This is a genomic window from Pseudomonas cyclaminis (genome assembly GCF_015163715.1).
Classification (GTDB): domain Bacteria; phylum Pseudomonadota; class Gammaproteobacteria; order Pseudomonadales; family Pseudomonadaceae; genus Aquipseudomonas; species Aquipseudomonas cyclaminis.
In genome coordinates this window covers 1-20,564 of record NZ_JADDUM010000146.1, presented here as the reverse complement: position 1 = coordinate 20,564, position 20,564 = coordinate 1, and the positions used below count along the sequence as shown (strand labels likewise).

Here is a 20,564-nt window from a genome sequence, read left to right as displayed (position 1 = left end):
AAATGTGGGAGGCGGCTTGCCGGGTCAGGGTGTCAGGCGGCAGCCCTGGCGCTCCCCCAGCCACCTTGCAGTGTGCGTGCGTCCTAATCCGCTCGCGGTGACCTCACTGCGCTCCGGGTTATCGCTGAATGCACTGGTCGGCACGTACTGCTTCACATAACCCCGGCAATAGTCGGCTGGATTGTTCGCCACATAGCGGCACGAGCAGTACTCCTTGGCCGTGTACGCGGCGATGATGTCGGGGAAGGCTTGCAGGTTGACGCGCTCGTGCCAAATCCAGCCCGACAGGGCGAGCAACAGCACCACAAAAAGGCTGGTAAACGGCCGGCGACGGATCATGGCTGCACCGCCGCGAGCACGCGTCTGAGCAGTTCGTTGTGTTGGTAGCTGCCGTCGCGATCATCGCCGTAACGCACGATCACCAGGTGTTCGGCGGGCATCACGTACAGCGCCTGGCCCCAGTGGCCAAGGGCGGCGAACGTGTCAGCCGGGGCGGCGGGCCAGGGTCGCGGGGTACCTTGGTTCAGCCACCAATGACCGCCGGGCACGGCTTCGTCCTGGCCTGCCTTGTATTTGTCGAAAGGCTGGCGGTTGAAGGCGACCCAGTCTTCTGGCAGCAATTGTTGCTCGCCCCACCGACCGTTGCGCGCCATCAGCAAACCGACGCGGGCCAAGTCGCGTGCAGTCAGGTAGGCATAGGACGAGGCGACAAAGGTTTCATCGGCATCGGTTTCCCACGTGGCATTGCGAATGCCCAGCGGTTTGAACAGCGCATCCCACGGGTAGCTGATGTAAGCCTTGTGCCCGAGCATGCCTTTGAGTGCGGCGGATAAAATATTGCTGTCACCGCTGGAATAACGGAAAGCCTGGCCCGGCGCGCAGAACGATCCGGTGTTGGCGGCGAACTCGGCCATGTCGGCGTGACCACGGGTATAGAGCATCGCCACCACCGAGGATTTCAGCGGGGCGAATTCATAGTCCTCCTGCCAGTCCAGGCCTGAAGCCCAGTGCAGCAGGTCGGCCATGGTTACCGTGGGATGTTGCTTCATCGGCGGGTAAAAACGCCACACAGGGTCAGTCAGTTTGAAGCGATTATCGCCGTAGGCTATGCCCAGCACGGTGGCCATCAGACTCTTGCTGATGGACCAGGTCAGGTGCGGCGTGTCGGCGGTGGTGGGCGCGGCGTAGCGTTCATAGACGACCTGGCCGTCGCGGATCACCAGCAGCGCATCGGTGCGAATACCTTGGCGGGTGGCATCGTCACGCGGCGGGAACGCGTAGGCGTCCAGGGCTTCGACGGCAGGCCCGGCGAGCGGCGTGCCCTTGGCCCAGTCCTTGTCTGGCCAGGTGTCGGCATGGGCGGTAACGGTGACGAACAGCAGGGCAACGCACAACAGGCCTCTTACCATGGACGCAGACTCAATGAGGCATTCAAGCCCGCGAGCCTAGCCGAGGGTGATGACAGATTGGCGACAGAGGGGCTGTCATCCAAGCGTCACCATAACTTCATGGAGATGACACCGGGGCTACATAGCCTGACTTTGGACAACAAAGTCGACCGGCCGAAACGTGGCCGGCACTCGGAGACTCGCCATGACTCAGATCGCCCGCATCAGCGACACCGGCAATGAACGCCGCCTGCAAGCCGAACGCCTGGTTGGCGCACAAGCATTGCAGGAAGCCCAGGCCCTGCGGTTCAACGTGTTCAGCGGCGAGTTCAACGCCAAGCTGAAAGGCGCGGAACACGGCCTGGACATGGATGACTATGATGTTCACTGCAGCCACATCGGCGTGCGGGATTTGAACAGTGGTCGACTCGTCGCCACCACCCGCTTGCTCGACCATCAGGCCGCCAGCACCTTGGGCCGGTTCTACAGTGAAGAAGAGTTCAGCCTGCATGGCTTGCTGCATCTGCAGGGCCCGATCCTGGAAATCGGCCGCACCTGCGTCGATCCGGCCTACCGCAACGGCGGCACCATCGCCGTGCTGTGGGGCGAATTGGCCGAAGTGCTCAACCAGGGCGGCTACAGCTATCTGATGGGCTGCGCGAGCATCCCCATGCACGATGGCGGCATCCAGGCCCACGCGATCATGCAGCGACTGCGCGAACGCTATCTGTGCAACGAACACTTGCGCGCCGAACCGAAAAAGCCGCTGCCGGCGCTGGACCTGCCGTCCAACGTGATCGCCGAAATGCCGCCGCTGCTCAAGGCCTACATGCGCCTGGGTGCGAAGATCTGCGGCGAGCCTTGCTGGGATGAAGATTTCCAGGTGGCCGACGTGTTCATCCTGCTCAAGCGCGATAATTTGTGCCCGCGTTATGCGCGCCACTTCAAGGCGGCCATGTGATGAGCCGTTTGCGCGTATACGGGCGCATCGCCCGCGTGCTGGTGGTGGTGGCGCTGGGCTTGAGCATGGCCAGTGTGTTTGGCGTGTTCGAGCGTCTGGGCATCGCCAACTCGATGGTGCGGCGCCAGCGTTGGTCGCGGTTTTTTATGGCGCGACTGACCAACGCCCTGCCCTTTCGCGTGACGGTGCACGGTGAGTTGCCGACGCAGCCGATGCTGTGGGTGAGCAATCACGTGTCCTGGACGGACATTCCGCTGCTGGGTGCGGTGGCGCCGATGTCGTTCCTGTCCAAGGCCGAAGTGCGCACCTGGCCGGTGGCGGGATGGTTGGCGGCCAAGGCCGGCAGCCTGTTTATCCGCCGTGGCTCAGGCGACAGCCAGTTGATCCGCAAGCAGATGACCCGCCATCTGGAGCAACAGCACCCGCTGCTGATGTTCCCGGAAGGCACCACCACCGACGGGCGCAGCCTGCGCACCTTTCACGGGCGCTTGCTGGCCAGTGCGATTGATGCGGATGTGGCACTGCAACCGGTGGCGATTCGTTACCTGCGCGACGGGCAAGTAGACCCGCTGGCACCGTTTATTGGCGATGACGATTTGCTCTCGCACCTGATGCGTCTGTTCGCCAATGATCAGGGTGATGTGCAAATCCACGTGCTCCAGCCGATTGCGTGCGCCGGGCAGGAACGCGCGGCGCTGGCGTATCAGGCGCAGCAGGCGGTGCAGAAGGCGTTGTTTGGGCCGGTGCCGGAGGCTGAACACGCGGATGCTCGACCTGCATTCGCCGCCTGATATGAGCTAAACACTGTTCCAATGTGGGAGGGGGCTTGCCCCCGATAGCGGTGTATCAGTCAGCTCATCTATAACTGACCCACTGCTATCGGGGGCAAGCCCCCTCCCACATTTAAACCCCACTAATCAGTTGGGCTTGTGAAAAGGCTTGCAACTGCGGGTAGAACAGCCGGAAGTCTTCACTCAGCGGCTCATAGAGTTCTCGCAACTCCCGCATCGCCTGCCCCAATTCCTCCGGCTGCGTCAGCCGCCGCGAAATCCCGCGCAACACCTGCTCCATCACCTCGAACTCACGGTACGAACCCAACCAATCATCCGCCGCCATATACGGCGCAATCTGCGCCAGCCGCCCCGGCAACTGCGGTTCGGCCGCGAGCACGCGGTACACCTGCGAGGTGAAGAGTTCCAGCGGCTGGTCGGCATACAGCGCCCAATCCCGCGCCAGGCAATGATCGAAAAACACGTCGAGGACGATGCCCGCATAACGCCTGCGCGTGAGGCTGAAACGCGACAACGCCTCCCCCACCAGCGGGTGGCTGTCGGTGAAGCGGTCAATGGAGCGATGCAGCTGGATCGCCGACTCGATTTGCGGGCTGAACTGCCCTTGCAGGCGACCTTTGACGAAATCGCCATAGAGGCTGCCCAGCAGTTGTGCAGGAAGTTGGCCGCCCAGGTGCAGATGTGCGAGATAATTCATGGCGCGCAGTCTAGCACTGCCGTCAACGCATCGTTATAACCCGATATACCGATTTAGCCTGACCTCAGACCAAAATCATATTGGTATATCGGGATACAACGATTTAAGGTTCGCCTCATCGCGATATAACGCTTTACGACACCGAGCACCTGCCATGTCCATCGACCTCGACGAAATAATAAAAGCCCTGGCGCACCCAGTACGACGAGACATCCTCACCTGGCTCAAAGACCCGAAAGTGCAATTCCCCGAGCAACTGCACAACCACGAATACGGCATCTGCGCCGGGCAGATCGACCAGCGCTGCGGCTTGTCCCAGTCGACCGTGTCGGCCCATCTGGCCACCTTGCAACGGGCGGGTTTGATCAGCAGCCAGAAGGCCGGGCAGTGGCACTTTTTCAAACGCAACGAGGAAACCATCCAGGCCTTCCTCGCGGCGCTCACCACCGAACTCAGCGCTGACGACAACGCAGCGCTGTAACAAGGAAACGATAATGCCCCTCTCGCTACTCATCCTGGCCCTGAGCGCCTTCGCCATCGGCACCACCGAGTTCGTCATCATGGGCCTGTTGCCCGATGTGGCGGCGGACCTCGGTGTGTCGATCGCCGGCGCCGGCTGGCTGGTCACCGGTTACGCCCTGGGCGTGGCCATTGGCGCGCCCTTCATGGCACTGGCCACCGCCAAGCTGCCACGCAAGGCCGCGCTGGTAGCGTTGATGGGTATCTTTATCGTCGGCAACCTGCTCTGCGCCCTGGCCAGTGACTACAACGTGCTGATGTTCGCCCGTGTGGTCACCGCGCTGTGCCACGGTGCGTTCTTCGGGATCGGTTCGGTGGTGGCGGCCAACCTGGTGCCCGCCAACAAACGGGCGTCGGCCGTGGCCTTGATGTTCACCGGCTTGACCCTGGCCAACGTGCTCGGTGTACCGCTGGGTACTGCGCTGGGCCAGGAAGCCGGCTGGCGCTCGACCTTCTGGGCGGTGACGCTGATTGGTGTAGTGGCGCTGATCGGCCTGATCCGCTTCCTGCCGGCCAAGCGCGACGAAGAAAAACTCGACATGCGTGCCGAACTGGCGGCCCTCAAAGGCGCCGGGATCTGGTTATCACTGGGCATGACCGCGCTGTTCGCCGCGTCCATGTTCACCCTCTTCACCTATGTGGCGCCGCTGCTCGGGGATGTCACCGGCGTGTCGCCCAAAGGCGTGACCTGGACGCTGCTGCTGATCGGCCTGGGCCTCACGGTGGGCAACATCATTGGCGGCAAGCTGGCGGACAAGCGTCTGGCCGCGACCTTGATCGGTGTGTTTATCAGCATGGCGGTGGTGTCCACCGCGCTGACCTGGACCAGCGTCGCGGTGATCCCGACTGAAATCACCCTGTTCCTGTGGGCCACCGCGTCGTTTGCTGCCGTACCCGCGTTGCAGATCAACGTGGTGACCTTCGGCAAAGCCGCGCCAAACCTGGTGTCCACCTTGAACATCGGCGCCTTCAATATCGGCAACGCCCTCGGTGCCTGGGTCGGCGGCAGTGTGATTGCCCACGGCTTCGGCCTGACCAGCGTGCCATTGGCGGCAGCAGCCCTGGCCATCCTTGCGCTGGTAGTGACCCTGATTACTTTCCGTCAGAGCGGCGATGCCGACCTGGCCCCTGCGACCAACTGATCAACTTCAAAGAGAAAGGTGTTTTCCCATGACGACTATTTTCGATCCGATCACACTGGGCGACCTGGAACTGTCGAACCGCATCATCATGGCGCCGCTGACCCGCTGCCGCGCCGATGAGGGCCGCGTACCCAACGCGCTGATGGCCGAGTACTACGTGCAACGTGCGTCCGCCGGGCTGATTCTCAGCGAAGCCACCTCCGTGACGCCGCTGGGCGTGGGCTACCCGGACACCCCAGGCATCTGGTCCAACGACCAGGTGCGCGGCTGGGCCAACGTCACCAAGGCGATTCATGGCGCGGGCGGCAAGATCTTCCTGCAACTGTGGCATGTGGGCCGCATCTCCCACGAGTCCTACCTGAACGGCGAAACTCCGGTGGCACCGAGCGCAATCCAGCCCAAGGGCCACGTCAGCCTGGTACGCCCACTGGCTGACTACCCGACCCCACGCGCCCTGGAAACTGCAGAAATCGCCGACATCATCGACGCCTACCGCACCGGTGCCGAGAATGCCAAGGCCGCAGGTTTTGACGGCGTGGAAATTCACGGTGCCAACGGCTACCTGCTCGACCAGTTCCTGCAAAGCAGCACCAACCAGCGCACCGACAACTATGGCGGTTCCCTGGAAAACCGTGCGCGCCTGCTGCTGGAAGTGACCGACGCGGCCATCGAAGTCTGGGGCGCCGGCCGTGTGGGCGTGCATTTGGCACCGCGTGCCGACTCCCATGACATGGGCGACGATAACCTGGCAGAAACCTTCACCTACGTCGCCAGCGAATTGGGCAAACGTGGCATCGCGTTTATCTGCTCCCGTGAAAAGGAAGGCGCGGACAGCCTCGGTCCACAACTGAAGAAAGCCTTCGGCGGCGTGTACATCGCCAACGAACGCTTTACCAAGGCCAGCGCCAACGCTTGGCTGGCGGCAGGCAAAGCGGATGCGGTGGCCTGGGGGGTGCCGTTCATTGCCAACCCGGACCTGCCGGCGCGCCTGAAGGCCGACGCGCCGCTCAACGAAGCACGTCCGGACACCTTCTACGGCAAGGGCCCGGTCGGCTACATCGATTACCCGACCCTGGCGCTGTAATCGCCTTAAACGCAAAAACAAATGTGGGAGGTGCCCCCGATGGCAGTGCATCAGTCACTATATGTGTCGACTGACCCATTGCTATCGGGGGCAAGCCCCCTCCCACATTTTTGACCGCATGCTTCACGTAGGCTACATCGCTTCACAGAACCGCAACAAAATCCCTACAAAATACTTAGGCGGCTACCTATCAACCGCCCTCCAGCCCGTATATAAAGTCACCCCACCAATCAGGCAGAAGGACGATTGACTGTCCTTAGGCTTTACTGTTGACACACCCTGATGCAATTACGCATTTTGTTTCAATTGCGCAGGCTTGGGCTCAGACGCAGCATGTCTAGCCCTGCGTCTACCCAGCGTTCCGCTTCCTGATGCAATTGGAAGCTGTCGGGGACCAACAGCCATTGGCCAATCAGCCCGTTGATGTAGGCATGAATGCACACGGCGCCGCGGGTGGTGTCGAGGTTTTCCGGAAGTTGCCCGCGATGCACCGCGTTACGCAGGGTCAGGCTAATGCGCAGATTGCATTCCAGGCTGTGGGTCTGGCGCTGGCGGCGCATGTCGCACATTTCATCGGTGAATTCGCACTTATGAAACAGGATCTCATTGATGCGCCGGGTTTTCGGGTCCAGGGCCACTTGATGAAACAAATGAATCAGCAGCTTGCGCATGCAGCCCAGCGGGTCGAGTTCGTCCTCGCTTTCACTGGCCCTGGCCAATTCATCCAGCGGCTCATGCAAGGTGTCGAGCAGCGCCTGCAACAGATCGGATTTATTGCTGAAGTGCCAGTAAATGGCGCCCCGCGTCACACCGGCCAGCGCGGCGATGTCCGCCAGCGTCGTGCGTGCAACGCCGCGATCGTAAAAGGCTTGCTCGGCGGCTTGAAGAATTTGGCTGCGCGTTTCTTGAGCTTCCTCTTTAGTGCGACGAACCATGGCAGTAGAACCTCAATCAGGACACTTGAGACTATCGTTAACGCAACGTTAATAGACGCGAACGATCATCTGAATATTTGTGGGACGACACCGTCATGGGTGCCGAACGTAATGGAATCGAGGCTTCGGGCGTTGCTTTGTCAACATTCCACGCAGCCTGTCAAGAGTTTACAAACAACCATGAACGTAAGTATATTGCGTAGCAAGCTACTTATCTACTCACGGCTTGTTTTTTACCCTTCCACCCTTCTTGTGCGCACCCTGCGCGCCTGACCCGAGGATCTTCATGCAACTTAAGCCAGCTGTTACCGCTCTGGTCACTGCCGTCGCCCTGGCATCGCTGCTCAGCGGATGTAAAAAGGAAGAAGCGGCTCCGCCCGCTCAAACCCCTCAGGTCGGCGTGGTCACCATTCAACCGCAAGCCTATACCCTGACGTCCGAGCTGCCAGGCCGTACCACCGCCTACCGCATCGCGGAAGTTCGTCCTCAGGTCAATGGCATTATCCTCAAGCGCCTGTACAAAGAAGGCGCCGACGTGAAGGAAGGCCAGCAGCTTTACCAGATCGACCCGTCGGTCTATGAAGCCACCCTGAAAAGCGCACAAGCGACGCTGACCCAGACCAAGTCGATCACCGATCGCTACAAGCAGTTGGTCGATGAACAAGCCGTCAGCCGTCAGGAATACGACACCGCCGTCGCTAACCGCATGACTGCCGAAGCAAACGTTCAAACGGCCCAGATCAACGTGCGCTACACCAAGGTGTACGCGCCGATTTCCGGGCGTATTGGTCGTTCTGCCGTCACCGAAGGTGCGCTGGTCAGCAATGGCCAGACCGATGCCATGGCCGTGATCCAGCAACTGGACCCCATTTACGTCGACGTCACGCAGTCTTCCGCTGAAATGCTGAAACTGCGCCGCGACCTGGAAAGCGGCCAACTGGAAAAAGCCGGCGCCAATGCAGCCAAGGTCAAGCTGACCCTGGAAGACGGCAGCGACTACGGCCAGGACGGCAAGCTGGAGTTCTCCGAAGTGTCGGTCGACCAGACCACCGGTTCCGTGACCCTGCGCGCCGTGTTCCCCAACCCTGACCACACCCTGCTGCCGGGCATGTTTGTTCACGCCCAACTGCAAGCCGGTGTGAACAGCAAGGCGATCCTGGCACCTCAGCAAGGCGTGACCCGTGACATCAAGGGCATCCCGACCGCGCTGGTGGTGAACAAGGACAACAAGGTCGAGCAACGCACCCTGGTGGCCAACCGTACCGACGGCGCCTACTGGCTGGTGGAAAAAGGCCTGAACGCCGGTGACCGCGTGATCACCGAAGGCCTGCAATTCATCAAGCCGGGCATCGAAGTCAAGGTCAAGGACGCTGACAACGCCAAGCCTGCCGGTTCCGCCGCTGCTCCTGCTGCCGCGCCTGGCCAGGGGGAGTAACCCATGTCGAAATTTTTTATCGACCGTCCCATTTTCGCCTGGGTAATTGCCCTGGTGATCATGCTGGTCGGGGCACTGTCGATCCTGAAGTTGCCCATCAACCAATACCCGGCCATCGCGCCAACTGCCATCGACATCCAGGTGACCTACCCAGGCGCGTCCGCACAAACCGTGCAGGACACCGTGGTGCAGGTCATCGAGCAACAGCTCAACGGTATCGACAACCTGCGTTATGTCGCCTCGGACAGTAACTCCGACGGCAGCATGACCATCACCGCGACCTTCAACCAGGGTACCAACCCGGACATCGCCCAGGTCCAGGTGCAGAACAAGCTGAACCTGGCCACCCCACTGCTGCCGCAAGAAGTGCAACAGCAGGGTATCCGCGTGACCAAGTCGGTGAAGAACTTCCTGATGGTGATCGGTCTGGTGTCGGAAGACGGCAGCATGACCAAGGACGACCTTTCCAACTACATCGTGTCCAACATCCAGGACCCGATCTCGCGTACCGCGGGTGTCGGTGACTTCCAGGTGTTCGGCTCGCAGTACGCCATGCGTATCTGGCTGGACCCGGGCAAGCTGAACAACTACCAGTTGACCCCGGTCGACGTCAGCAGCGCCATCTCGGCACAGAACGTACAGGTGGCCACCGGCCAACTGGGCGGCCTGCCTGCCCTGCCCGGCACTCAACTGAACGCGACCATCATCGGCAAGACCCGCCTGCAAACCGCAGAAGAGTTCGGCAAGATCCTGATGAAGGTCAACGCCGACGGCTCGCAGGTGCGTCTGCGTGACATCGCGCGTATCGAACTGGGCGGCCAGAACTACAGCATCAGTGCACAGTTCAACGGCAAGCCGGCTTCCGGTATGGCGATCAAGCTGGCCTCGGGCGCCAACGCCCTGGACACCGCCAAGGCGATCCGTGCGACCGTGGCGTCCCTGGAACCGTTCTTCCCGCCAGGCATGAAGGCGGTGGTGCCGTATGACACCACGCCTGTTGTGACCGAATCGATCTCCGGTGTGGTGCACACCCTGGTCGAAGCGATCGTGCTGGTGTTCCTGGTGATGTTCCTGTTCCTGCAGAACTTCCGCGCCACCATCATCACCACCATGACCGTACCGGTGGTATTGCTGGGCACCTTCGGGATCCTGGCGGCGTTCGGTTTCACCATCAACACCCTGACCATGTTCGGTATGATCCTGGCCATCGGCTTGCTGGTGGACGATGCCATCGTCGTGGTGGAAAACGTCGAGCGGGTCATGGCCGAGGAACACCTGTCGCCGAAAGAGGCAACGGTCAAGTCCATGGGCCAGATCCAGGGCGCCCTGGTGGGTATTGCCCTGGTGCTGTCGGCGGTACTGCTGCCGATGGCGTTCTTCGGCGGTTCCACCGGTGTGATCTACAAACAGTTCTCCATCACCATCGTTTCGGCCATGGCGTTGTCGGTACTGGTTGCCCTGATCTTCACCCCGGCGCTCTGCGCCACCATGCTCAAGCCCATCGATCCTGAGAAGCACGGCCAACCCAAGCGTGGTTTCTTCGGCTGGTTCAACCGCACCTTCGACCGTGGCGTCATCAGCTACGAGCGCGGCGTGGGCAACATGATCAAGCACAAATTCCCTGCGTTCTTTGTGTACCTGATCATTGTCGTCGGCATGATCTGGCTGTTCACCCGCATTCCAAGCGCGTTCCTGCCCGAGGAAGACCAGGGTGTGATCTTTGCCCAGGTGCAGACCCCGGTCGGTTCGTCGTCTGAACGTACGCAAAAAGTCATCGACGACATGCGTGCCTTCCTGCTCAACGACAAGGAAGGCGAGCCAGGCGAAGGCAAGGCTGTGAAGTCGGTGTTTACCGTCAACGGCTTCAACTTCGCCGGCCGTGGCCAGAGCTCGGGCCTTGCGTTCGTGATGCTCAAGCCGTGGGATGAGCGTGACGCGTCCATGTCGGTATTCGAAGTGGCCAAGCGTGCCCAGGGTTACTTCTTCGGGGCCTTCAAGGACGCCATGGTCTTCGCCATCGTGCCGCCTTCGGTTCTGGAACTGGGTAACGCCACCGGTTTCGACGTGTTCCTGCAAGACCAGGGCGGTGTCGGCCACGAGAAGCTGATGGAGGCGCGTAACCAGTTCCTCGGCATGGCGGCCCAGAGCAAGATCCTGGCCGGTGTGCGCCCTAACGGCGTGAACGATGAGCCGCAGTACGAGCTTACCGTCGACGACGAGAAGGCCAGCGCCCAAGGTATTACGCTGTCGAGCATCAACCAGACCCTGGCGATTGCCCTGGGTGGCAGCTACGTCAACGACTTCATCGACCGTGGTCGCGTGAAGAAGGTGTACGTGCAGGGCGAGGCCGCTGGCCGCATGTCCCCTGAAGACCTGAACAAGTGGTTCGTGCGCAGCGACTCGGGGAAGATGGTGCCGTTGTCGGCTATCTCGTCGGGCAAGTGGATCTTCGGTTCGCCGAAACTCTCGCGCTACAACGGTGTAGCGGCGATGGAAATCCTCGGTACCCCGGCTCCGGGCTACAGCACCGGTGATGCCATGGCTGAAGTCGAACGCATCGCCAAGCAACTGCCGGCGGGCGTGGGTTATGCCTGGACGGGTCTGTCGTACGAAGAACGTCTGTCCGGCTCCCAGGCACCTGCGCTGTACGCCTTGTCGCTGCTGGTGGTGTTCCTGTGCCTCGCGGCCCTGTACGAAAGCTGGTCGATCCCGATTGCAGTTGTCCTCGTAGTGCCGTTGGGTGTGGTGGGTGCGTTGATCGCCACCAGCATGCGCGGCTTGTCCAACGACGTGTTCTTCCAGGTGGGCTTGTTGGTGACGGTGGGCCTGGCGGCGAAAAACGCCATCCTGATCGTCGAGTTCGCCAAAGAGCTGCATGAACAAGGCAAGGGTATTGTCGAGTCGGCCATCGAAGCGTCCCGCATGCGTCTGCGCCCGATCATCATGACCTCCATGGCGTTCGTCCTCGGCGTACTGCCGCTGGCGATCTCCTCGGGCGCCGGTTCAGGCAGCCAGCACGCCATCGGTACCGGCGTGATTGGCGGTATGATCACGGCCACTGTCCTGGCGATCTTCTGGGTGCCACTGTTCTTTGCAACCGTGTCCGCCGCGGGCGAGCGTAAAAAGACTGAACCTAAGCAAACTCCTAAAGAGGCTGGCCAATGAGCAAGTCGCTACTTTCCCTAGCCGTCACCGCCTTCGTGCTCAGTGGCTGCTCGCTGATACCTGACTACCAGCGCCCCGAAGCGCCGGTGGCGGCACAGTTCCCGCAGGGGCCGGCGTATTCGCCAGCCCAGGCGCCGAACCAGGCTGCTGCCGAGCAGGGCTGGAGGCAGTTTTTCCATGACCCTGCCCTGCAACAGCTGATCAAGACCGCGCTGGAAAACAACCGCGACCTGCGCGTTGCGGCGCTGAACATCGATGCCTACGCCGCGCAGTACCAGATCCAGCGCGCCGACCTGTTCCCGGCCGTCTCGGCCACGGGCAGCGGCAGCCGTTCGCGTACACCGGCCAAGCTGTCGCAGACCGGTGAGGCAACCATCGCCAGCCAATACTCGGCAGGCTTGGGGATCAGCTCCTACGAGCTGGACCTGTTCGGTCGTGTCCGCAGCCTGAGTGAAGAAGCGCTGCAGAAATACTTCGCGACCGAAGAAGCGCGTCGCAGCACCCAGATCAGCCTGGTGGCCAGTGTGGCCAACGCCTACCTGACCTGGCAGGCCGACAAGGAGCTGCTCAAGCTCACCCAGGACACCCTGGGCGCGTTCGAGCAGAGCTTCAAACTGACCTCGCGCAGCAACGAAGTCGGCGTGGCCTCGGCCCTCGACCTGAGCCAGGCGCGCACCTCGGTGGAAAATGCCCGCGTGCAACTGGCGCGTTACACCCGCCAGGTGGCCCAGGACGAAAACAACCTGACCCTGCTGCTGGGCACCGGCCTGCCGGCAAATATCGCCAGCAAGCCGCTGTCGGATGACCTGCTCAGCGACGTGCCGGCCGGGTTGCCATCGGACCTGCTGCAACGTCGTCCAGACATCGTGCAGGCCGAGTACAACCTGAAGGCGGCCAACGCCAACATCGGCGCGGCCCGTGCCGCGTTCTTCCCGAGCATCACCCTGACGGCCAGTGCTGGCACCGCCAGCCCAACCTTGGGCGGCCTGTTCAAAGGCGGTTCGGGCACCTGGTCGTTTGCACCGCAGATCAACATCCCGATCTTCAACGCCGGTAGCCTGCGCGCCAGCCTGGACTACTCGAAGATCCAGAAAGAGATCAACGTGGCAACTTACGAGAAGGCCATCCAGACCGGCTTCCAGGAAGTCTCCGACGGCCTCGCCGCCCGTGAGACCTACAAGCAGCAACTGGACGCCCAGCGCGGTTTCGTCGAGGCCAACCAGGATTACTACCGCCTGGCTGAGCGTCGCTACCGCATTGGTGTCGACAGCAACCTGACCTTCCTCGACGCCCAGCGCCAGCTGTTCAGTGCCCAGCAATCGCTGATCACCGACCGCCTGGCGCAGTTGACCAGCGAGGTCACCCTGTACAAGGCCCTCGGCGGTGGCTGGAACGAGCAGACGGCGAAGAATGAGCCGTTGAAAGAAGAAGCGCCGGCGTTGAAGTTGTTCTGATCACGCTGCAGTAAAGAAAAAACCGCCTCCCCTACAGGAGGCGGTTTTTTTATGTCCCGGTATCTGGAAAGTCGCGTTTTACAGGTTGTAATGCCTACGTTAAGCGCCCATTCACTTGAACCTGAAACGCATTACTACTGATTTCATACTTGATCTCTTTACCGTCCGAGCCACGAGCAGTGACTGAAAACTCAAACTCACCCATAAACCAAAACCCTTCCTCTGAATCTTCAGTACGCCTGACACGAAACCGGCCCACGGGGTCGGAAACACCCTGTGAGAACTCCGGCGGCATCCAAAAAAACGTTTCAACGCCATTCGGCGGCCCATCGGGCCCTGTGATCGGATAGTCAGTAAACGCCTGCAGATCACGCCCTTGAAACTCCAGGCTCGCACGATCACCACCGTGACGCGGCGTGCACTTTATAAAATAAGTCGAATCCGGGTATCTCTCGAAAAATACATCACCCAGATCGATGGCCTCATAACGGCCATCGTGCCTGACGGCGACCTCGCAGAAATTGGGTACCTTGGTTTCCCCTTCTTGATCGCCATCGACTGCTGGGTGTGAAGGTACGAACCTGCCTTCCGCTGCGGGACCTTGTGCCATGGCTGATGTGAGTTCAAGGACCTGGCACACAACTTCCATTTCGCCCTCTTCAGCCGACTCGAAACAAAGCGAGAACCGCATGCCTATATCTAGAGTGCCGTCCCTGCATTCAAGCCGGTCAACGGTCAGCATCCCTGAATAGTGCTCCGGGGAATATCCGACGTATTCTTCCAGGGCAAACGTCGCCCTGACCCCTGGGTCTTGCGGCCCGATCGGATAGGTCTGGCCAGCTTTCACTTCTCTAGCCTCCAGGGTCAGTTCATTTCTGGAACCAGGATTGCCCTCAAGCCCGAACCGTATGAAAAACTGGTAACCCTCGATATAGATCAACTCAAATATGTCAAATACAAGTGGGATTTTCTTTTTCCCCCCAATGATCAGATTCGCCTTGAATACATTCGACGACGTTAAAAACTGGCCCATTTCTGTTCCAAAGCTCATGAGCGTTCCCCTTGAGCATCAATGAAAATACTGCCACCGCCTCGAAAATAGCCGCTTGAAGGCAGGCTATCTACTGTCAACCTTGACAGTAGCCCCCCCACACCCTCCAAACGAAACTGGCGCGTTAAGCCCGCCTTGCGTTCGCTCCAACTTTTCAGGGTAAAATTGGTCACAGATTCTTACAGACCACAGAGGGAGCTTGTCGTAATGATCGTAGGAATCGACCTGGGAACCACCAACAGCCTTGCCGCCGTCTGGCGCGGTGACGCCGCCGAACTGGTGCCCAATGCCCTTGGCCAGTTGCTGACCCCAAGTGTGGTCGGGCTGGATGATCAAGGCCGCGTCCTGGTCGGCCAGGCCGCTAAAGAGCGCCTGCACACCCACCCGCACCTGACCACGTCGTTGTTCAAGCGCTACATGGGCAGCGCCACTGAGGTGCGTCTGGGTGATCGTTCGTTCCGCCCCGAAGAACTCTCGGCGCTGGTGCTCAAGAGCCTCAAGGAGGACATTGAGCGCACCTACGGCCATACCGTCACCGAAGCCGTGATCAGCGTGCCGGCCTACTTCAGCGACGGCCAGCGCAAAGCCACGCGCATCGCCGGTGAACTGGCGGGGCTCAACGTTGAAAAACTGATCAACGAACCCACCGCCGCCGCCCTCGCCTACGGCCTGCATCAGCGCGACAAAGAAACCTCGTTCCTGGTCTTCGACCTCGGCGGCGGCACCTTTGACGTGTCGATCATCGAGCTGTTCGACGGGGTGATGGAAGTGCGCGCCAGCGCCGGCGACAACTTCCTCGGTGGCGAAGACTTCGACACCTTGCTGCTGGAACACTTCGTCGAGAGCCAGCGCAACACCGCCGGTTTTCCACCCACCAACAGCGTACTGCAAGCCCTGCGCCGCGAAGCCGAGCGCGTGCGCAAGGCCCTGGGCCAGGATGACAGCGCCGAGTTCGCCCTGCGGGTCGACGGCCAGCAATGGGTGCAGACCATCACTCAACAGGAAATGGCCAAGCTCTACACGCCGCTGCTGGAACGCCTGCGCGCCCCGATTGAACGCGCGCTGCGCGATGCGCGGATTCGCGTCAGCGACCTCGATGAAATCCTGCTGGTGGGCGGCACCACACGCATGCCGCTGGTACGCAAACTCGCCGCCGGGTTGTTCGGGCGCTTTCCGTCCATCAGCCTTGACCCCGACCAGGTGGTTGCCCACGGCGCTGCGATCCAGGCCGCGCTCAAAGCCCGTTCGGCTGCGCTTGAAGAAGTGGTGCTGACCGACGTGTGCCCCTACACCCTGGGCATCGAAACCTCGAACCAGTACGGCGGCCATATCGAAAGCGGCCATTACCTGCCATTGATCGAACGCAACAGCAGCGTGCCGGTGAGTCGGGTCAAAAGCGTAGTCACGCTGCACGACAACCAGAGCCAGGTGCTGCTGAAGATCTACCAAGGCGAAAGCCGCCTGGTAAAAGACAACATCGAACTGGGCCAACTGGATATCGCGGTGCCCAAGCGCAAGGCCGGTGAAGTCTCGCTGGACGTGCGCTTCACCTACGACAACAACGGTCTGCTGGAAGCCCAGGTGAGCATCCCACTGACCGGCGAGCAGCACTCACTGGTGATCGAGAACAACCCCGGCGTGCTCAGCCCGCAAGAGATTCAGCAACGCCTGCAAGCGCTGGCGCAGTTGAAGGTTCACCCACGCGACCAGCAGGTCAACACGGTGCTGACTGCGCGCCTCGAACGGCTCTATCAGGAAAACCTCGGCGAGCTGCGCGAGCAGCTCGGGCACTGGGCCGCGCACTTCCAGCAGATACTCGACACCCAGGACGAACGCCGCATCCGCGAAGCCCGCAGTGAACTGACCCGGCAATTGGAACAGTTGGACAACGGGTTCTGGCGCTGAGGGAACACGACATGGATTGCTGGAGCCTACTGCAACTGCCTGAGGGCGCCGACGAGCGAACCCTCAAACGCAGCTACGCACGACTGCTCAAAAATTGCCGCCCGGATGACGACGCAGCAGGCTTCCAGCGCCTGCGCGAAGCCTACGAGCAAGCGTTGCGCGAGACGCGCTGGCGAGCCGAGCGCGAGGAAGAAGAACCCGTCGCGCCGGCCTACGGCAACCTGAACGACTTGGCTGAGCTGATGGACATCCACGCCTTCAGCCCTGCCCCGCCCGAAGCGCCCGCACCTGACCCGGCCCGAGCACTGCTTGAGGGTCTCAATGCATACAACCTGCCTGAACGCTGGGTCCTGGCCTCACAGCAAGGTTGCACCGACGCATTCCAGGCCGGCCTGCTGCGCCATTGTTTCCAAACCCCTGGAGAACGCGGCGCGATCGCCGGCTGGGCGGTGCAACAGCTGGACTGGCTGACCCCGTGGCAGAAAGTGGCCATGACACCTTGGCAATCCGACGCGCTGAGCGGCGAGCTGCTGCAAGACTACCGCCGCACCTTGCAGGAACTGCTGGAGCGTAAGGCCGAGCGCGAGTTCATCAGCCAGCTCACGCAGTACAACAACCAGCCCTGGCTGCGCGTATTCGACCTGCAGCAGCAGTGGCAGCGCATCGTGCTGAACCTGCTCCACGACACCCAGTGGAGCGTGCCGCTGTTCGAAAGGGTATGCCAGGCGTTCGGCTGGGACGATCAGAAAGGCGTGTACCCCGAACCGGCGTGGATGTGGCGCGAACTGGTGTCACGCTGCGAACAGGAAAGTTTCTATGCAAACCTGCAAGACAAAGCCCAGGACTTGACCTGGAAATCTGCCGATGCCATGGCTGCGCGACTGCTGCTGACGCCCATGACCCAGACTCAACAGCAGCGGATGACGGCAGCCTTCAGCGATAACGACTGGCACGCCTGCCAGCATCTGGCGCAAGTCCTCGACGGGCGCTACCCGCAACTGCTGGAACGCCTGCCGCAGAGCGACGTGTTTTTCTGGCGCAAATTCCTGCCGCGCCCGGTGTCCCACCAAAGCTGGATCCGTGTCTGGGGCGGCCTGGCCCTGGCCGCCGCACTGGCGATGGCGCCACATACACCATGGGACAAGATGACCGAAGCAGGCCTGGTCGTGGCACTGACCGTTATCCCGGCCTTCCTGGCGATCCGTGGCACTCAGTTATGGGCGGCGCTGACCTCGCGGCTGATCTTGCCGGACCTATGGCTGAGCGAGCGCCTGCTACCGGCACGCTTCAATCCGCATCAGCATTGGCTGGTGTTACGCCACGGCATTCCGCAACTGGGCATGCTGCTGATGGTTGGATTATTGCTGGGGCTGATGGGCATGCTGACGTATGCCGGGATGATACTGATCCATCTCTTGCACCGCCGCCGTATCGGCAGCGTAAGTGAGCACCTCGACCATTATTACCCCTGGTTCAGCGGCCTCCATTGGGGATACTGGAGCCCACTGCAGGTCGGGTTCTTGTTGGTGATGGTCGCCGCCACCCTGTTGTCCCAGCGGTATTTGCCTGAGGTCCCGTGGACCAGCCTGGTCCACCTGATCTGACCACACGAACCCGTGCCGCCGCGATAGGCGCCGGCCCGCCAACTTTCGTTCGATCATCGCCCAAAACCCGCCCTCCCCCACTTTCTTCGCCCCCGCACCGCCCCGCACCATGGCCGCCACCTGCATAACCCCAATAACAACAGGTCCAACGCCATGAGCACGTTCCGTCCCTGCCAGCTCTTGCTGGCCACCGCTGTCGCCAGCCTGGCACTTCCCGTCGTCGCCGAAGAGCACGGCTTCCTGGAAGACGCCAGCGCCAACCTCAACTTGCGCAATTTCTTTATCAACCGCAATTTCACCAACCCGACCAAGACCCAGGGCGGCGCGCAGGAGTGGACGCAGAGTTTCATCCTCGACGCCAAGTCCGGCTTCACCCAAGGCACGGTGGGATTCGGCGTGGATGTGCTGGGGCTGTATTCGTTGAAGCTCGATGGCGGGCGCGGCACCGGCGGCACACAGTTGTTGCCGCTGGATCACGACGGCCGGCCGGCAGATGAGTTCGGACGCCTCGGTGTGGCATTTAAAGCACGTATTTCCAAGACCGAAGTGAAGGTCGGCGAGTGGATGCCGGTGCTGCCGATCCTGCGCTCGGACGACGGCCGTTCCCTGCCGCAAACCCTGCGCGGCGGGCAGATCACGTCCAGGGAAATCGATGGGCTGACCCTCTACGGCGGCCAGTTCCGCGCCAACAGCCCGCGTGACGACAGCAGCATGACCGACCTGTCGATGACCGGCAAAGCCGCCTTCACCTCTGACCGCTTCAACTTCCAGGGCGGCGAATACGCGTTCAACGACAAACGCACCCAGGTCGGCCTGTGGAATGCCCAGCTCAAGGACATCTACAGCCAACAATACGTCAACCTGACCCACAGCCAGCCCCTTGGTGAGTGGACCCTGGGCGCCAACCTCGGGTTCTTCTACGGCAAGGACGACGGCGGTGCCCGCGCAGGCGAGTTGGACAACAAGACCTGGTCCGGCCTGTTCTCCGCCAAGTACGGCGGCAACACCTTCTATGTCGGCCTGCAAAAACTCACCGGCAACAACGCCTGGATGCGCGTCAACGGTACCAGCGGTGGCACCCTGGCCAACGACAGCTACAACTCCAGCTACGACAACGCCCAGGAAAGATCCTGGCAATTGCGCCACGACTACAACTTCGCCGCCCTCGGCGTGCCGGGCCTGACATTGATGAACCGCTATATCAGCGGCAGCAACGTGCACACCGGCACCATCACCGATGGCAAGGAATGGGGTCGCGAAAGCGAATTGGGCTACACCGTGCAAAGCGGCAGCCTGAAAAACCTGACGATGCGCTGGCGCAACTCCAGCATGCGCCGCGACTACAGCAACAACGAGTTTGACGAAAACCGGTTGATCGTCAGTTACCCGATAAGTCTGCTGTAATCCAGCGCCGCACTTGCTGTATGGTGCGCGCCTGCCGCTGCTGATCCGCCCAGCAGCGGCCTCTTTTTCGAGCCCGCGCACACCATGAAATCCTTCGCCATCGCATCCGCCGTGCTGGCCCTGGCCGTGAGCCTCAGTGGCTGCATCGGCGCGCCCGTCGCCCTGACGCCCCAGACGGAACAGCGCCTGCAAGCCCAGGCGCCGATCCGTTTCCTGCTGACCTTCGATGACGGTCCCAGTGCCTCGGGTTACAACAACCCGAGCCGTTCGGTGGTGGCCGACCTGGCGCACAATCCGGTGTTGCCGGGGATCAAGGCGGTGTTCTTTTTACAGACCGAAGCGGCCCGTTCAGGCGGCAGTTCACGGGGTCGCAAGACCATGGAGCGTGAGTACGCGGGCGGGCATATCCTGGCCTTTCACACAGCCACGGCGTTTCATACCAACCATCGCTGGCTGAACAACGCCGAACTGGAAAGCACCCTCGCCCAGGGTTCTGCCGATATCGCCGCGATCACCGGCGCGCCACCGGTGCTGGTGCGCCCGCCGTTCTGGAACTACGACCGCCGCACCTTCGCCGCCTACCAGCGCCATGGCCTGCACGTACTGCTGACGGACTTGAGCGCCAATGACGGCAAGATCTGGGGCTTCAACGGCAGCCCACGCCGCCGCGCCAACCTGTATCGACAGCTGTCGGTGGTGCGCGAACGGATTGCGTTGGGGGAGTTGCCGACGGTGGATGGGGTGATACCGGTGGTGGTGACCTTCCACGACATCAACCGCTACACCGCACGGCATATGCAGGAATACCTGCAGATCCTGCTGGACAGTGCCCAGGTCACCGGCATGAAGACCGCCGCCGAGCCGTTCTATACCGACCATGATGCACTGCAGCGTGCAGCGCTGGCGCGGACGGTCAAGGATGTGAGTGAAACCGTGCACCTGCCAGGGGTATGGAACTGGGTGTGGGATGCTGATTCCCACTGAAACCTGAAGCCTTGTGAAATCAAACAGGTGGAGGGGCTTGCCCCC

Annotated in this window: 17 protein-coding genes; 12 read left to right on the top strand and 5 right to left on the bottom strand. The window is 61.3% G+C overall.

Features of this window, described 5'->3' with window-relative positions; genetic code table 11:
* Positions 1-24 precede the first annotated feature (24 nt).
* Together IQK56_RS18450 and IQK56_RS18445 are read right to left on the bottom strand one after the other, a co-directional pair.
* Positions 25-339 carry an amidase gene (locus tag IQK56_RS18450; protein WP_122308467.1) on the bottom strand — a complete coding sequence of 105 codons (315 nt, stop codon included), beginning with the start codon at positions 337-339 and terminating at the stop codon, positions 25-27.
* A complete protein-coding gene (locus IQK56_RS18445) occupies positions 336-1,409 on the bottom strand; it encodes a serine hydrolase domain-containing protein (RefSeq protein WP_193862670.1) in 1,074 nt (357 codons plus the stop codon). Before IQK56_RS18445 ends, IQK56_RS18450 begins: the two co-directional genes overlap by 4 nt.
* 184 nt (positions 1,410-1,593) lie before the next feature.
* Between IQK56_RS18445 and olsB the strand changes: the two genes are divergently transcribed.
* Positions 1,594-2,349 carry an L-ornithine N(alpha)-acyltransferase gene (gene olsB / locus IQK56_RS18440; protein WP_099587554.1) on the top strand — a complete coding sequence of 252 codons (756 nt, stop codon included), beginning with the start codon at positions 1,594-1,596 and terminating at the stop codon, positions 2,347-2,349.
* Positions 2,349-3,140: a lysophospholipid acyltransferase family protein gene (locus IQK56_RS18435; protein ID WP_150762379.1), complete on the top strand. Its 792-nt coding sequence runs from the start codon at positions 2,349-2,351 to the stop codon at positions 3,138-3,140. Before olsB ends, IQK56_RS18435 begins: the two co-directional genes overlap by 1 nt.
* 112 nt (positions 3,141-3,252) lie before the next feature.
* On the opposite strand, the gene IQK56_RS18430 is transcribed toward IQK56_RS18435, so the two are convergent.
* The gene (locus IQK56_RS18430) at positions 3,253-3,837 is read right to left on the bottom strand and encodes an acyl carrier protein phosphodiesterase (RefSeq protein ID WP_193864307.1); all 585 of its coding nucleotides are present in this window, start codon (positions 3,835-3,837) and stop codon (positions 3,253-3,255) included.
* Positions 3,838-3,991: 154 nt separating this feature from the next.
* On the opposite strand from IQK56_RS18430, the gene IQK56_RS18425 reads away from it, so the two are divergent.
* From IQK56_RS18425 to IQK56_RS18415, 3 genes are read left to right on the top strand one after another with little or no spacing between them, the layout of a single operon-like run.
* Positions 3,992-4,318: an ArsR/SmtB family transcription factor gene (locus IQK56_RS18425; protein WP_012722694.1), complete on the top strand. Its 327-nt coding sequence runs from the start codon at positions 3,992-3,994 to the stop codon at positions 4,316-4,318.
* 13 nt (positions 4,319-4,331) lie between these two features.
* The gene (locus IQK56_RS18420; RefSeq protein WP_193864308.1) at positions 4,332-5,498 is read left to right on the top strand and encodes an MFS transporter; all 1,167 of its coding nucleotides are present in this window, start codon (positions 4,332-4,334) and stop codon (positions 5,496-5,498) included.
* 28 nt (positions 5,499-5,526) lie between these two features.
* Entirely contained in the window at positions 5,527-6,582 is a 1,056-nt protein-coding gene (locus IQK56_RS18415) for an alkene reductase (protein WP_122308472.1), read from the top strand.
* Positions 6,583-6,884: 302 nt separating this feature from the next.
* On the opposite strand, the gene IQK56_RS18410 is transcribed toward IQK56_RS18415, so the two are convergent.
* On the bottom strand, positions 6,885-7,517 hold the full coding sequence (locus IQK56_RS18410) for a TetR family transcriptional regulator (protein ID WP_193863948.1): 633 nt from the start codon (positions 7,515-7,517) through the stop codon (positions 6,885-6,887).
* A gap of 286 nt (positions 7,518-7,803) precedes the next feature.
* On the opposite strand from IQK56_RS18410, the gene IQK56_RS18405 reads away from it, so the two are divergent.
* From IQK56_RS18405 to adeC, 3 genes are read left to right on the top strand one after another with little or no spacing between them, the layout of a single operon-like run.
* Positions 7,804-8,952, top strand: a complete 1,149-nt coding sequence (locus IQK56_RS18405) for an efflux RND transporter periplasmic adaptor subunit (RefSeq protein ID WP_122308473.1) — start codon at positions 7,804-7,806, stop codon at positions 8,950-8,952.
* 3 nt (positions 8,953-8,955) lie between these two features.
* On the top strand, positions 8,956-12,117 hold the full coding sequence (locus tag IQK56_RS18400) for an efflux RND transporter permease subunit (RefSeq protein ID WP_150674748.1): 3,162 nt from the start codon (positions 8,956-8,958) through the stop codon (positions 12,115-12,117).
* Positions 12,114-13,571 carry an AdeC/AdeK/OprM family multidrug efflux complex outer membrane factor gene (gene adeC, locus IQK56_RS18395; protein WP_122308475.1) on the top strand — a complete coding sequence of 486 codons (1,458 nt, stop codon included), beginning with the start codon at positions 12,114-12,116 and terminating at the stop codon, positions 13,569-13,571. The genes IQK56_RS18400 and adeC overlap by 4 nt, the downstream gene beginning before the upstream one ends.
* A 94-nt stretch (positions 13,572-13,665) precedes the next feature.
* Here adeC and IQK56_RS18390 read toward each other — a convergent pair whose 3' ends face one another.
* The gene (locus IQK56_RS18390; protein WP_193863947.1) at positions 13,666-14,622 is read right to left on the bottom strand and encodes a hypothetical protein; all 957 of its coding nucleotides are present in this window, start codon (positions 14,620-14,622) and stop codon (positions 13,666-13,668) included.
* A 207-nt stretch (positions 14,623-14,829) separates the two neighbouring features.
* On the opposite strand from IQK56_RS18390, the gene IQK56_RS18385 reads away from it, so the two are divergent.
* The 4 genes from IQK56_RS18385 to IQK56_RS18370 all read left to right on the top strand — a co-directional run bounded on the left by IQK56_RS18385 (position 14,830) and on the right by IQK56_RS18370 (position 20,519).
* A complete protein-coding gene (locus tag IQK56_RS18385) occupies positions 14,830-16,527 on the top strand; it encodes a molecular chaperone HscC (RefSeq protein WP_122308477.1) in 1,698 nt (565 codons plus the stop codon).
* 11 nt (positions 16,528-16,538) lie between these two features.
* Entirely contained in the window at positions 16,539-18,131 is a 1,593-nt protein-coding gene (locus tag IQK56_RS18380) for a J domain-containing protein (protein WP_193901778.1), read from the top strand.
* Between the two features lie 153 nt (positions 18,132-18,284).
* A complete protein-coding gene (locus IQK56_RS18375; RefSeq protein ID WP_193863946.1) occupies positions 18,285-19,535 on the top strand; it encodes an OprD family porin in 1,251 nt (416 codons plus the stop codon).
* Between the two features lie 84 nt (positions 19,536-19,619).
* A complete protein-coding gene (locus IQK56_RS18370; RefSeq protein WP_122308654.1) occupies positions 19,620-20,519 on the top strand; it encodes a polysaccharide deacetylase family protein in 900 nt (299 codons plus the stop codon).
* The last annotated feature ends 45 nt before the right edge of the window (positions 20,520-20,564 follow it).

What these genes read in the sequence shown, in the direction of transcription:
- IQK56_RS18450 (WP_122308467.1), bottom strand. Translation starts at nt 339, where the DNA reads ATGATCCGTCGCCGGCCGTTTACCAGCCTTTTTGTGGTGCTGTTGCTC.
- IQK56_RS18445 (WP_193862670.1), bottom strand. Translation starts at nt 1,409, where the DNA reads ATGGTAAGAGGCCTGTTGTGCGTTGCCCTGCTGTTCGTCACCGTTACC.
- olsB (WP_099587554.1), top strand. Translation starts at nt 1,594, where the DNA reads ATGACTCAGATCGCCCGCATCAGCGACACCGGCAATGAACGCCGCCTG.
- IQK56_RS18435 (WP_150762379.1), top strand. Translation starts at nt 2,349, where the DNA reads ATGAGCCGTTTGCGCGTATACGGGCGCATCGCCCGCGTGCTGGTGGTG.
- IQK56_RS18430 (WP_193864307.1), bottom strand. Translation starts at nt 3,837, where the DNA reads ATGAATTATCTCGCACATCTGCACCTGGGCGGCCAACTTCCTGCACAA.
- IQK56_RS18425 (WP_012722694.1), top strand. Translation starts at nt 3,992, where the DNA reads ATGTCCATCGACCTCGACGAAATAATAAAAGCCCTGGCGCACCCAGTA.
- IQK56_RS18420 (WP_193864308.1), top strand. Translation starts at nt 4,332, where the DNA reads ATGCCCCTCTCGCTACTCATCCTGGCCCTGAGCGCCTTCGCCATCGGC.
- IQK56_RS18415 (WP_122308472.1), top strand. Translation starts at nt 5,527, where the DNA reads ATGACGACTATTTTCGATCCGATCACACTGGGCGACCTGGAACTGTCG.
- IQK56_RS18410 (WP_193863948.1), bottom strand. Translation starts at nt 7,517, where the DNA reads ATGGTTCGTCGCACTAAAGAGGAAGCTCAAGAAACGCGCAGCCAAATT.
- IQK56_RS18405 (WP_122308473.1), top strand. Translation starts at nt 7,804, where the DNA reads ATGCAACTTAAGCCAGCTGTTACCGCTCTGGTCACTGCCGTCGCCCTG.
- IQK56_RS18400 (WP_150674748.1), top strand. Translation starts at nt 8,956, where the DNA reads ATGTCGAAATTTTTTATCGACCGTCCCATTTTCGCCTGGGTAATTGCC.
- adeC (WP_122308475.1), top strand. Translation starts at nt 12,114, where the DNA reads ATGAGCAAGTCGCTACTTTCCCTAGCCGTCACCGCCTTCGTGCTCAGT.
- IQK56_RS18390 (WP_193863947.1), bottom strand. Translation starts at nt 14,622, where the DNA reads ATGAGCTTTGGAACAGAAATGGGCCAGTTTTTAACGTCGTCGAATGTA.
- IQK56_RS18385 (WP_122308477.1), top strand. Translation starts at nt 14,830, where the DNA reads ATGATCGTAGGAATCGACCTGGGAACCACCAACAGCCTTGCCGCCGTC.
- IQK56_RS18380 (WP_193901778.1), top strand. Translation starts at nt 16,539, where the DNA reads ATGGATTGCTGGAGCCTACTGCAACTGCCTGAGGGCGCCGACGAGCGA.
- IQK56_RS18375 (WP_193863946.1), top strand. Translation starts at nt 18,285, where the DNA reads ATGAGCACGTTCCGTCCCTGCCAGCTCTTGCTGGCCACCGCTGTCGCC.
- IQK56_RS18370 (WP_122308654.1), top strand. Translation starts at nt 19,620, where the DNA reads ATGAAATCCTTCGCCATCGCATCCGCCGTGCTGGCCCTGGCCGTGAGC.